The sequence below is a fragment of the Mesorhizobium sp. YM1C-6-2 genome (assembly GCF_003666685.1).
Lineage (GTDB): Bacteria > Pseudomonadota > Alphaproteobacteria > Rhizobiales > Rhizobiaceae > Mesorhizobium_K.
Window position 1 is genome coordinate 45,247 of the sequence record NZ_RCIZ01000013.1, and the last position, 11,638, is coordinate 56,884.

The 11,638-nt window shown below is 64.3% G+C and carries 13 protein-coding genes; 10 read left to right on the top strand and 3 right to left on the bottom strand.

Going from position 1 to position 11,638, the window contains the following annotated elements; genetic code table 11:
• Window positions 1-126: 126 nt before the first annotated feature.
• The 5 genes from D8676_RS23540 to D8676_RS27555 all read left to right on the top strand — a co-directional run bounded on the left by D8676_RS23540 (window position 127) and on the right by D8676_RS27555 (window position 3,309).
• Complete coding sequence (locus tag D8676_RS23540) at window positions 127-570, top strand: PaaI family thioesterase (RefSeq protein ID WP_121583538.1); 444 nt, start codon at window positions 127-129, stop codon at window positions 568-570.
• 146 nt (window positions 571-716) lie between these two features.
• Window positions 717-1,406, top strand: coding sequence for an outer membrane protein (locus D8676_RS23545; protein WP_121583539.1), 690 nt, complete (start codon window positions 717-719; stop codon window positions 1,404-1,406).
• A gap of 289 nt (window positions 1,407-1,695) precedes the next feature.
• Window positions 1,696-2,160, top strand: coding sequence for a 50S ribosomal protein L13 (gene rplM / locus D8676_RS23550; protein ID WP_121583540.1), 465 nt, complete (start codon window positions 1,696-1,698; stop codon window positions 2,158-2,160).
• 1 nt (window position 2,161) lies between these two features.
• Window positions 2,162-2,638, top strand: a complete 477-nt coding sequence (gene rpsI, locus D8676_RS23555) for a 30S ribosomal protein S9 (RefSeq protein WP_121583541.1) — start codon at window positions 2,162-2,164, stop codon at window positions 2,636-2,638.
• A gap of 215 nt (window positions 2,639-2,853) precedes the next feature.
• Window positions 2,854-3,309, top strand: a complete 456-nt coding sequence (locus D8676_RS27555; protein ID WP_121583542.1) for an SEC-C metal-binding domain-containing protein — start codon at window positions 2,854-2,856, stop codon at window positions 3,307-3,309.
• Here D8676_RS27555 and D8676_RS23565 read toward each other — a convergent pair.
• On the bottom strand, window positions 3,197-4,249 hold the full coding sequence (locus tag D8676_RS23565) for a glycerophosphodiester phosphodiesterase family protein (protein WP_121583619.1): 1,053 nt from the start codon (window positions 4,247-4,249) through the stop codon (window positions 3,197-3,199). The genes D8676_RS27555 and D8676_RS23565 overlap by 113 nt on opposite strands.
• 699 nt (window positions 4,250-4,948) lie before the next feature.
• Here D8676_RS23565 and speB point away from each other — a divergent pair.
• Genes speB through D8676_RS23580 form a run of 3 tightly spaced genes read left to right on the top strand, consistent with a single transcriptional unit; the run spans window position 4,949 to window position 7,756 of the window.
• A complete protein-coding gene (speB, locus tag D8676_RS23570) occupies window positions 4,949-5,950 on the top strand; it encodes an agmatinase (protein ID WP_121583543.1) in 1,002 nt (333 codons plus the stop codon).
• A 37-nt stretch (window positions 5,951-5,987) separates the two neighbouring features.
• On the top strand, window positions 5,988-6,920 hold the full coding sequence (argC, locus tag D8676_RS23575) for an N-acetyl-gamma-glutamyl-phosphate reductase (protein ID WP_121583544.1): 933 nt from the start codon (window positions 5,988-5,990) through the stop codon (window positions 6,918-6,920).
• Window positions 6,917-7,756 carry an aminoglycoside phosphotransferase family protein gene (locus D8676_RS23580; protein ID WP_121583545.1) on the top strand — a complete coding sequence of 280 codons (840 nt, stop codon included), beginning with the start codon at window positions 6,917-6,919 and terminating at the stop codon, window positions 7,754-7,756. The genes argC and D8676_RS23580 overlap by 4 nt, the downstream gene beginning before the upstream one ends.
• Here D8676_RS23580 and D8676_RS23585 read toward each other — a convergent pair.
• Window positions 7,746-8,849, bottom strand: coding sequence for a COX15/CtaA family protein (locus D8676_RS23585; RefSeq protein WP_121583546.1), 1,104 nt, complete (start codon window positions 8,847-8,849; stop codon window positions 7,746-7,748). The two genes, D8676_RS23580 and D8676_RS23585, sit on opposite strands and share 11 nt — an antisense overlap.
• 141 nt (window positions 8,850-8,990) lie before the next feature.
• On the opposite strand from D8676_RS23585, the gene D8676_RS23590 reads away from it, so the two are divergent.
• Window positions 8,991-9,206, top strand: coding sequence for a DUF2842 domain-containing protein (locus D8676_RS23590; protein ID WP_121583547.1), 216 nt, complete (start codon window positions 8,991-8,993; stop codon window positions 9,204-9,206).
• Between the two features lie 40 nt (window positions 9,207-9,246).
• Here D8676_RS23590 and D8676_RS23595 read toward each other — a convergent pair whose 3' ends face one another.
• Complete coding sequence (locus D8676_RS23595) at window positions 9,247-10,293, bottom strand: polysaccharide deacetylase family protein (RefSeq protein WP_121583548.1); 1,047 nt, start codon at window positions 10,291-10,293, stop codon at window positions 9,247-9,249.
• Between the two features lie 103 nt (window positions 10,294-10,396).
• On the opposite strand from D8676_RS23595, the gene D8676_RS23600 reads away from it, so the two are divergent.
• Window positions 10,397-11,596, top strand: coding sequence for a GNAT family N-acetyltransferase (locus tag D8676_RS23600; RefSeq protein ID WP_245427106.1), 1,200 nt, complete (start codon window positions 10,397-10,399; stop codon window positions 11,594-11,596).
• The last annotated feature ends 42 nt before the right edge of the window (window positions 11,597-11,638 follow it).

The following is an 11,638-nucleotide window of genomic DNA, read 5'->3' on the forward strand; positions in this document are numbered from 1 at the left end:
CGGCGCCGCATCCGAAGCTAGCATATAAACTAGCGCGGGGGCGATTGAAGAACAGCTTCTGCCTGTGCTTTGTCGTCGGGCCAGGAAAACAGCCGTGCCGCGGGACCGCCCGCCGGAGGAGGAACGATGCCCGAGCAGGCCAATCTCACGCCGGTCATGAACGCCGGCGAAATCAACGACCTGCTGGCCAGGGTCTTCCCCCAGCTCAACGGGCAGCATCGCTTCTACGAAGCGATCGACATCTTCCCCGGCGGCTGCACGGTCAGGCTGAATGCGGACGAGAGCCATCTGCGTCCGGGCGGCACGGTTTCTGGGCCGGCGCTCTTTGCGCTCGCCGACGTCGGCGGCTATGTCTGCGTGCTCAGCCATGCCGGGCCGAACGCGCTCTCGGTGACGACCAACCTAAACATCAACTTCGTGCGCAAGGCCGAGGCCGGCCCGATCGACGGCCATTGCCGCATCCTCAAGCTCGGCAGGAACCTGATGGTGTTCGACGTCGACATGGTCGCCGGCCCCGATCGCCAGACGGTCGCCCATGCAACCGGCACCTATTCCATCCCGCCGAAGTAAGCTCGAAGATCAGACCGGTTCGCCCAAGGTCACTCGTCGCCGGGCAACGGATCGACTACTTTGCCGAGTGTTGCAACCGAGTAACAACCTCGCCGTCAGTTGCGTGCTATGGCTCGCGGGAGAGGATTTGATCACGAGAGGCCAAGATGAAGCCGACTTTCCTTGCCGGAGCGATGCTGCTTGGACTGGCTTCCAGCGCATTCGGCGCGGATGCCATCATAGATGAAGTCGTTGTCGTCGACACAGCCTACAACTGGTCCGGGGTCTATGTCGGCGCCCAGGTCGGCTATGCCTGGGGCGACAGCGACGTGGATTTTTCGGATATCCCCGTCACCTCGAATCCGGAACCCAACGGCATCCTGGGCGGCGCCTACCTGGGCTACAATGCCCAACTGAGCAACGGAATTGTCGTGGGCGTGGAGGGCGATTTCGCATTCACCGACCTGCATGACAGCGATGGCCTCACCGCTCCCGCCCCGCTCCCAGGCCAAAGCTTCGAGGTGGATGTGAACTGGACCGCGGCCGTGCGTGCCCGGCTCGGTTATGCGGTCGGCCGCTTTCTGCCCTACCTTGCAGGTGGCGTCGCCTTCGCCGACGTGGACCATGAAGGCTTCTCGGCCCCCAATGCCAGCGCAGGCACGGGCAGCGATACGTTCGTCGGCTGGACGATCGGAGCCGGTGCTGAATACGCGTTCACCGACAATCTGATCGTGCGGGCCGAATATCGCTACACCGATTTCGGCAGTGAGGACTACGCCGCAACGCTTAATTTTCCCGCGCACAGCGTCGACCTGAAGACCAACGACATTCGCCTCGGCGTTTCCTACAAGTTCTGATCGAGGTCTGCTCTCGGGCACATACGAACCCGGCTGCGAGCGGGTTCGCCGCATGCCCGGCTCGAGAAAATAATGAGGTAAAATAATACCTCTTCGTCAAGCCATTGAAAAGCCTAGGTTTCTCCGGAAGGCACCGGCTTGACGCTCGCGGCCTCGCCCGCATATAAGCCTCTCCGAAACAGCGGCCTTGCGGGCCGCCGTTTTGTTATTGGCAGCCTACCCGCCAATCCAAGCAACAAAAAACGCCTTCCCGCCTCCCGGCGGAAGGTCCGAAACAGAAAGCAGAACCATGGCAACCTTTTCGCAGAAGCCTGCGGACGTGGTGAAGAAGTGGGTGCTGATCGACGCCGAGGGTCTCGTCGTCGGCCGGCTCGCCACCATCGTCGCCAACCGTCTCCGCGGCAAGCACAAGCCGACCTTCACCCCGCATGTCGACGACGGCGACAACGTCATCGTCATCAATGCCGACAAGGTCGCCTTCACCGGCAAGAAGTACACCGACAAGGTCTATTACTGGCACACTGGCCACCCCGGCGGCATCAAGGAGCGCACTGCGCGCCAGCTGCTCGAGGGCCGTTTCCCCGAGCGTGTCGTCGAGAAGGCGGTCGAGCGCATGATCCCGCGCGGTCCCCTCGGACGCCGCCAGATGAAGAACCTGCGCGTCTACGCCGGCACCGAACATCTGCATGTCGCCCAGCAGCCCGAAACGCTCGACGTTGCGGCGATGAACTCCAAGAACAAGAGGGCCAAGTAATATGGCTGACCTGACCTCCCTCGCCGACCTGGGCACCGCTACTGCGGCGGCCGAGCCGGCCGCGCCGGTCCACGTCCAGAAGCTGGACAAGCAGGGCCGCGCCTACGCCACCGGCAAGCGCAAGAACGCCATCGCCCGCGTCTGGGTGAAGCCCGGCTCCGGCAAGATCGTCGTCAACGACAAGGAATTCGCGGCCTATTTCGCGCGTCCGGTCCTCCAGATGATCCTGCAGCAGCCGATCGTGGCGACCAACCGCAACGGCCAGTTCGACATCATCGCCACCGTCGTCGGCGGCGGCCTGTCGGGCCAGGCGGGCGCCGTGCGTCACGGCATTTCCAAGGCGCTGACCTACTACGAGCCCGGCCTGCGCGCCGTGCTCAAGAAGGGCGGCTTCCTCACCCGCGACAGCCGCGTGGTCGAGCGTAAGAAGTACGGCAAGGCGAAGGCCCGCCGCAGCTTCCAGTTCTCGAAGCGCTAAGCGAACACTCCGAGCGATCGGAACGAAAGGCCGCCTCCGGGCGGCCTTTTTTGTTTGCGTCAAGGTGTGGACGGCACGGTTGCCTTGCCGGGGCGGCTTGCCAGCAGAACGACAAGGCAAGAGAGGCAAGCCCGACTTCGATCAGGAACGTCCTGTGCAGGACGAAGCTGACGATCCAGTGCTGAAATCAACGAGTGGAATGCGGTTGAATTGCGATGCCGTCTCGGCTCGTGGTTGACAGAGTCTTCCCGTCGAAGCATAGGGCCGCGTTCACAACCGACAGGAGGCGACCATGCCACGCAATCGCGACTTCGCCGACCAGCCCTGCATTCGAGACGACCAGCAAGCGGCGTAAGGGCTACCCGTCCGAGACACAGGTCAAACGTGGCCTGCGCTTTGTCCACGGCGACAAGGAACTGATCGAAAAGCTCGGCCGCAACGACCCCTGCCCCTGCGGCTCAGGCCAGAGATTTCAAACGGTGCTGCCTCGCAACGGGCCGCTTTCGACGGCGCCGAACGCAAGGACTATTGGCGCGACTAGAACCGCTGCTGGAACCGCTAGTTGCTGGCCGCAATCTCGGCGACCGGCTGCGGCTCGGCGGCGTATGGCACGCGATAGTCGTTCGCCTCCAGCCACTCGATTGCTGCCCTCGGCTCGTCGGTCTGGATGATCGTCGCGCCACGGTCGACCCAGAAGCCGTAGGCCTCGCCGGGCATGGAGGCGACCGTCGCCAACTGGTCGCCTCGCCCGCCGGACAGCATGCCGGCCGGCTTGTTGACGATGGCGTAGGTGTTGACCCAGAGATGCCAGTCACCGCGTGCGGCGACCGCCCTCGCCCGCGCTCCAAACAGCGGCCCGCCATTTTCGGTCATGGGTTCGCCGCCCCTGTGCCAGGCGATCAGTTCCACCGCGTCGGCCGCGAAGGCGCTCGTTGCGGCTTCGAGAAACTCTGCATCCCGCACCGCATCGTCGGCGATGATCGGCATGAAGACGACGCCGGGAGCCGTGCGTTGAAGAAGGCGCTTCATCTCGTCGACCTTGCTGGCGCTCCAGAGATTGCTCTTGATGATAATCTCGTCCGCCATGCCCATGCGTTCGGCCACCGCCACGATCTCGGGCAGTTCATCGGCCGGCAGCTTGTTGTCGATGTTGATGAAAATCCGCCCCCTGGCGACGGCAAGCATTTCCACCAATGTCGGAACCGCTTCGTCCGTCGCCTCGCCCGTGCCCTCGATCACCAACCGGCATTGTTTGAGCTCGGCCAGAGTGCGCTTCGCCAACTCGCCCTTGCAGGTCGAGGTGCGGTCGAGCCAACTGTCATGGAAGACGACGAAGACGCCGTCGCGCGACTTCTGGATGTCGAGCTCGACCATCTCGGCGCCGAGCGCGATGGCATTCCTCACCGCCGCAACGGAATTCTCCGGAAAAAGCTTCGCGCCCTGAGCCAGCCCGCCGCCGCGATGCGCCACCACCATCACGTGATCGCGCCAGTGGTTGGCATGCTGAAGTCGCTGTCGGATTTCGTCTATGTGGCTGTTTTCGCCGGCAAATGCCGTCGACTGCGCGGCCGCCAACGTCAAGACTGCCGCTGCAAGGGTGGCTTTCCACATGAGAATCGCTTCCGCCTGCCGGTTCGTGGCGGAGCGATAGAGACGGCGCATGACATGCCCGTGAACGCAGCCGGCTTACGGTGGTGTTGGGCGGGACCGGTCAGCTTCCCTCGATGGACGAGTCGCCAGCGCCAAACATCCCTCGATAAGAATTTTTAACGACATGAAATCAATGGCTTGTTAGATTTTTTCTTTCTCCGGCATTTTGCTTTTTCCACACCCCCTCCGACCTCCCGCATACTCCGTCTCAGCAGCTTGCTTGTGGGAACGGGTGTGCACGACCTCCATCCAGGCAAGTGTGGCGCTGGATCGCGTCCCGTGTTGGTCACATGGGCGGCTCCGGTCCCGATGCTGGCCTGCGCGCCCGCTCCTCCAGCCTATCGGAAGGGGATGGGCCGGGCACGGCACCGGGAAAAACGCCGGCGGCGCATGGCTGCGCGTCAACTAGATTACTTAGAAGACGTCGCAGCCATGCGCCGCCTCCCACAATGGCCAGACTGCGAAAGCAGGGCGTGGCAACGATCACGCACGCCGCAAGCCCGCCGGAAACCGGCAGCGGTAACGTCCCGAGAGCGAAAAAGAAACCGGCGTGGCGACGCCCACGCACGCCACCAGCAGATATTGCAGTGCAAAAAGGGGGTCGCATTTGTGAAAATAATGTCGAATAAGGATGCCCCGCAGTCAAAGAGAGGGTGCCCCATGCCAGCACGCACGATGGACCACGCCTTTACCGCGACCAAAAATGTCGGTCGCGCCGACGATCCGACCTATGCCGGCGCACTGTCCTTCATGCGACGGCGATACACCAAAAACGTCAGGGGCGCCGATGCGATCGTGTGGGGCATTCCCTTCGACGCCGCCGTCACCAACCGGCCGGGCGCGCGCTTCGGGCCGCAGGCGATTCGTCGTGCCGCGGCGATCTTCGACAACGACCCGCAATATCCGTTCAACCGCCAGCTCTTCGAGACGATGGAGGTGGTCGACTATGGCGACTGCCTGCTCGACACCGGCAACCACCAGAAGACACCGGCCACCATCGAGCGCGAGGCCGCCAAGCTCCTGAAGTCCGGCGCGTTCCTGCTCTCGCTCGGCGGCGACCATTTCGTCACCTGGCCGCTGCTCAAGGCGCATGCGGCGATCCACGGGCCGCTGGCGATGGTGCAGTTCGATGCGCACCAGGACACCTGGCCCGACGACGGCAAGCGCATCGACCACGGCTCCTTTGTCGCCCGCGCAGTGAAGGACGGCATCATCGATCCCGACCGCTCGATCCAGATCGGCATCCGCACCCATGCGCCGGCCGATTGTGGCATAAAGATTCTCTACGGCCACGAGATCGAGGAGATGCGCGCCGCTGACATCGCCTATTCGATCGTCGAGCGCACCGGCGGCAAGAAGACCTACCTCACCTTCGACATCGACTGCCTCGATCCGGCCTTTGCGCCGGGCACCGGCACGCCGGTCGCCGGCGGCCCCTCCTCGGCAAAAATCCTGTCCGTGCTGCGCCAGCTCACCCAGATCGATATCGTCGGCGCCGACGTCGTGGAGGTTGCGCCAGCCTACGATCATGCCGATATAACGGCCATCGCTGGCGCCACCGTCGCCATGCACTATCTCGGCCTGCTTGCCGAACGAAAGGCGCGGCAGGAGAATATGAGCAACCACAACGGCGCCGAAGCAGACCACGCAGGTGGCATATGATGGACGGCGCAGGACAATCGCGGGACTTCTGACCGGCATGAAACCGAAGATCTTCATCGATGGCGAACACGGCACCACGGGCCTGCAGATCAGGGCGCGTCTGGCCGGCCGCGACGACATCGAGGTCATCTCGATCCCGGTCGAGCGCCGCAAGGACGCGGCCGCACGGGCCGACTTCCTGCGCGCCGCCGACATCGCCATCCTGTGCCTGCCTGACGCCGCCGCCAAGGAAAGCGTCGCGCTGATCGGCGACGCCGGCACGCGGGTCATCGACGCCTCGACGGCGCACCGCGTCGCCGACGGCTGGGCCTACGGCTTTCCCGAGATGGACCGCGAGCAGGCGAAGAAGATCGCGGCCGCAAAACTCGTCGCAAATCCCGGCTGCTGGCCGCAGGGGCCGATCGCGACGCTGCGGCCGCTGATCCAGGCGGGGCTCATCCCGGCCGACTTCCCGGTGACGATGAACGGCATCTCCGGCTATTCCGGCGGCGGCCGGCAGATGGTCGAGGACTATGAGGCGAAAGGCGACGACGCGCCTGAGTTCCTGCCCTACGGGCTCACCTTCCAGCACAAGCACGTGCCGGAACTGAAGCTCTATTCCGGACTGACGCGCGACCCGCTCATGCAGCCGGTCGTCGGCGATTTCGCGCAAGGCATGATGACGGCGGTGCCCCTGCAGCTCGGCACGCTGGATCGCATACCCACCGGCGCTGAGCTTCATGCCGCGATCGCCGACCACTATGCTGGACTGCAGGATTCCGTCGTCGAGGTCGCGCCCTACGAGGCGGTCGAGCGCACCGCCGAGCTCAATCCGGAGAGCTACAACGACACCAATCGCATGCGGCTCCACGTCTTCGCCAATGACGACAGGGCGCAGGCGATGCTCGTCGCCGTCTACGACAATCTCGGCAAGGGCGCGTCCGGCGCCGCAGTCCAGAATATGGACCTCATGCTTGGGCTGAAGCACTGACGGCTCCGGAATTCCCGGCGGATTGGAACGCCAGCGACCCGGTTCTCGTCACCGAGACCTTCTCGAGCCGCATCTGGAAGGTGCGGCTTGCCGACGGCAGACCCGCTATCGTCAAGGACCTGAAGCCGTTTGACGACGTCGCCGACGAACTGCGTGGCGCGCACTATCTCGCCTGGCAAGGCGGCAAGGGCTCGGTGAAGCTGCTCGGCTTCGAGGGCCGGCAGATGCTCCTCGAATATGCCGGCGGCACGATGCTGCAGGATTTGGTCGACTCGCAGGGCGACCGGAAGGCAACCGAGATCGCCGCCGGAGTGATGGAGGAATTGCTGTCACCCTCCGGACACCCCTATCCCGCTGACCTGCAGCCGCTTCGCGAGCGCTACAAAAGCCTGTTCGCGAAAGCCGAAGCCGACCGCAAGGCGGGGCGGCCAACCTTCTATGTCGAGGCCGCGGAGATCGCCGAGCGGTTGCTTTCGAACCCCTTCGAGGTGAAGCCGCTGCATGGCGACCTGCACCATGAGAATATCCTGCTTGACGAGCGCGGCTGGCTGGCCATCGACCCGAAGGGTGTGCTCGGCGATCCCGGCTTCGACGCCGCCAACATGTTCTACAATCCGCTGCACCGGCACGACCTGACGCTCGATCCGGAACGCATCGCGCATATGGCAGACGTTTTTGGCCGCGTGCTCGGGCAACCGCCCGTCGCCATCCTCGACCATGCCATCGCCTGGGGCTGCCTGTCGTCCTCCTGGCATGCCGAGGACAACAACGAGACGGAGGAAAACAGCGAACTTGCCGTCGTCGCCGCAATTCGCGCCATGCGCGCTAGCTTCTGACCACAATCTCCGTCGGCAGCGGATAGGCGCCTTTCGTGCCGCGCCAGTGCGCCGCCGCGAAGCCGAGCACGACCAGCGCGAAGCCCTGGTGCAGCAGCGCCCAGTGCAGCGGCATATGCATCAGCAGCGTGACGATGCCGATGGCGGCCTGCACCAGGACGAGGTGGAAGAGTACCAGCGCGCGGCGCGCATGCGTGGTGCCGCGGTAGCGGCGTCCGGTCGAAATCATGTGCCAGAGCACGAGCCCGAACAATGCGTACGCCCCTACCCGGTGTGTGAACTGCACGGTCTTGACGTTCTCGAAGAAGTTCACCCAGGCCGGCCGCATGATGAACAGGTCGCCCGGCACGATCGCGCCGTCCATCAGCGGCCAGGTGTTGAAGCTCAGCCCCGCATTGGTGCCCGCGACAAGGCCGCCAAGAAAAACCTGGATGAGCACTGCCAGCACGAGGAAGCCCGCAAAGCGCTGCGTGCCCTCGTCGGCCGGCGCCTCCGAGTGCGGCGCAAGTCCGCGCGCCACGACCATGACAGCAACGAAGATGATGCAGGCGAGCGTCAGGTGAATGGCCAGCCGGTACTGGCTGACGTCGGTGCGTTCGATGAGGCCGGAAGTCACCATCCACCAGCCGACCGCACCCTGCAAGCCGCCGAGCAGCAGCAGCCCGACCAGCTTTGGCGAGAGCCCGCGCTCGACCCTGCGGGTCGCCCAGAAGAAGACCAGTGGCAGCGCGAAGACGAAGCCGACGCCCCGCGCCAGCAGGCGGTGCGCCCATTCCCACCAGAAAATGTACTTGAATTCCTCCAGGCTCATGCCCTTGTTGACCTGCTGGTACTGGGGAATCTGGCGGTAGAGATCGAATTCCTCCTGCCACTCCGTCTCGCTGAGCGGCGGGATGACGCCGTGGATCGGCTTCCATTCGGTGATCGACAGGCCGGAATCGGTAAGCCTTGTCGCGCCGCCGACCAGCACGAGGGCGAACAGCATCAGCAGGATGACGTAGAGCCAGCCGCGCACCAGCGCGCGGTTGGCGAGCTGCCGCTCGTGTTCGCCGCGTACCGCACGGGCGCTTCCGGTGTTCAGGGCCTGTTCCATGGCGGCGATTGGTGGACCATCGGCGGCGTGCTTGCAAGGCTGCAACCCTCGCGACAAGCGGTCGCGTCGGCGAGCGTCATGGCATCGCGGCGTTGCGCCGCCAGCCTCGAAGCCTTAAGCGGATGCCTCAAAGGAACGAATATGCCCATTCGCCTGAAGAAGCTCATCGGCACGATACTTTTGGTCGCACTGGTGATCATCTACGCGCTGGTCGCAACCACGGTCGCGGTGGCGCGGCTTGGCGAGTCTGGCCCGCTCGTGCACCTCGCCTTCTTCCTTTTCACCGGCGTCCTGTGGGTCCTGCCGGCCATGGGCATCATCAAATGGCTGATGCTGCCGCCAAGGCCGAAGAACTGACGCATACGCCGGAAAGCCGTGGCCCCTCCGGACCAGACCCTCAAACCGTGACGAGCATCTTGCCGCGATTGGCGAGCGGCGTGGTGATGCCCGACAGCATCGTGCGGATATGCGCCACCCGCTGGTAGCGGCCGTTGACAGAGATACGCGGCAGCGCAAGCAGATGTCTGGCATGCTCGGCGCGCAGCACGCCATGGCGCGTCGTCACCGCAGTGACGTAGCCCGCTTCTTCCGCAAGCTTCACCTCGCGGCAGCCGACCGCGCTGGCATAGCCGTAGGGATAGGCCATGTGCCGCGGCGCCTCGCCCAGTTCGGACCTCAGAAGCGTCACCACATCGGTCATCTCGCGCCTCGCCCTCTCCTCGGGCAGCCGCTTCAGATTGTAATGATTGACCGTATGCGCGCCGATCGAGACCAGCGGATGCGCCGCGATGCCACGGATCTCGTCCCAGTTCATCAGCGTCTTGCGGCCGGGTTCACCGGGGTCGACGCCCGCTACGGCAGCGAACTCGCGCAGCGCTGCGCGCTGGTTCTCCTCCGGCACTTCCAGCGTCAAGTGGTTATAGAGTTGCACCAGGGCGCCGGGCGCCGCGCAATCCAGCGTCTCCGCCCCACCTGCCCGCTTCAGCTCCAGCTTGCGGCCAGCGTTGACGATGTCGTCGATGACGTCCCACCAGAGGTCGGCGGTGCCATCGATCAATGCCGGTGCGACATAGATCATCAGCGGCGCGCCGTGCTTCTCCAGCACCGGCAACGCCTCTGTCAAATTGTCGCGATAGGCATCATCCGCGGTGATCGCGGCGAACAGACCGTCCGCTCCGCCGCGCTTTATCCGCTCGACGGCTTCGTCCATCGAAACAAAGGCGTAGCCGGAAGCCTTCATGTCAGTAATGACGGCATCCAGGAAGGCGGGCGCGATGTTGAGGTGGCGATTGACGCCGAGCGGCTTCTCGGGAACAGCGGTGACGCGGTGAAGCATCAGGATCGCGCCTATGCCGCCGACCAGCGGCCGGGCGAGCGGCGCAAGACCGGAATACCGGGCCACGTTGAGGGCCAGCTTCCGGATGACTTCGCCCCCGTCGATCATTCGTTCACCTTTTGCGCCTAGCGTATGGTCCTGATACGCAGGCGCTGTGTGGGACCAGCCCCCTGCAATACGCCCCAAGAATTGAAGGATGGTTGACGCGGCCATGTCATTTCGCAGCCAGCCGGCGAGCGTCGTGGCTCCTGCCCTCAAGCCGCAGGGCAGAGGTTCCGGACTTGCCGTATCGGTCCTGCCGGAAACCGATCTTGTCACCTATGGCGAGCTGGCGAGGAGGAGCCTCCGTGCGCCCGCGCAGGACCCTCTCTGGATCGAGGAATGGGTCGCCAACGTCGAACCCGACGGGTTCGTCGCCGTGGTCGAGCAGAACGGCCGCGCGGTCTATGCGCTTGCGCTCGAAGTCGTCCGGACGGGGCCTTTCCGCATCGCTCGCTTCATGAGCGGACGCCACGCGAACGGCAATTTTCCGGCGGCCGATCCGGCCTTCCTGAAAGCGGAACCGTTCGACACCGCCGCACTGCTTGCCGCGATCCGGGTCGCCCGGCCGGATGTCGACGCGCTGGCCCTAGAAAGGCTGCTCCCCGAATTGAATGGTGTTGCAAACCCGCTTCTGGCGCTGCCGCATTTTCCGAGCCCGAACGTCGCGCTCGCCGTCCACCTCGAAGGCGGCTTCGAGGCGTTGCTCTCGCGCGTCAGCGGCAAGCGCAAGAAGAAGAAGCATCGCTCGCAGACGCGCAAGTTCGAGGCAGCCGGCGGCTTCCGCCGCATCGAGGCAGGGACGCCAGAAGAAGTGTCGCGCATCCTCGACGCCTTCTTCGCCATGAAGGAATTCCGCTTCCGCAAGATGGGCATCGCCAATGTCTTCGGCGACATGGAAGTGCAGAACTTCTTTCGTTCGCTGTTCCGCGACGCGCTCGGCGAAAACCCGCGGCCCTTTGTGCTTCACGCGCTGGAAGTCGACGGAACGCTGCGCGCGATCACCGGATCAAGTCTCTCGGGCAAGCGGCTGGTCTGCGAATTCGGCGCCATCGCCGAGGATGATCTGGCGCACACCAGCCCCGGCGATTTCCTCTTCTTCGAGAACATCGGCGCGGCGTGCCGTGAAGGGTTCGAGATATTCGACTTCAGCGTCGGCGACGAACCTTATAAGCGGCTGTGGTGCGATATCGAGACACGGCATTTCGATGTGGTCTTACCCTTGACCGCCAAGGGTGTGCTGCTCGCCCGCGCCCTGCGGCTCAAGGCCGGTGCCAAGGCCTGGGTCAAGAACAGCCCGACGATGTGGAAGCTCGCCAAGCTCCTCCGGAGAAGCGCTGCCGGCCAGCGGCAGCCGGCCGACGAGGACTGAACGTCATCTCGATTCGAGCACCGGATTCGTCCGAAACCGCTG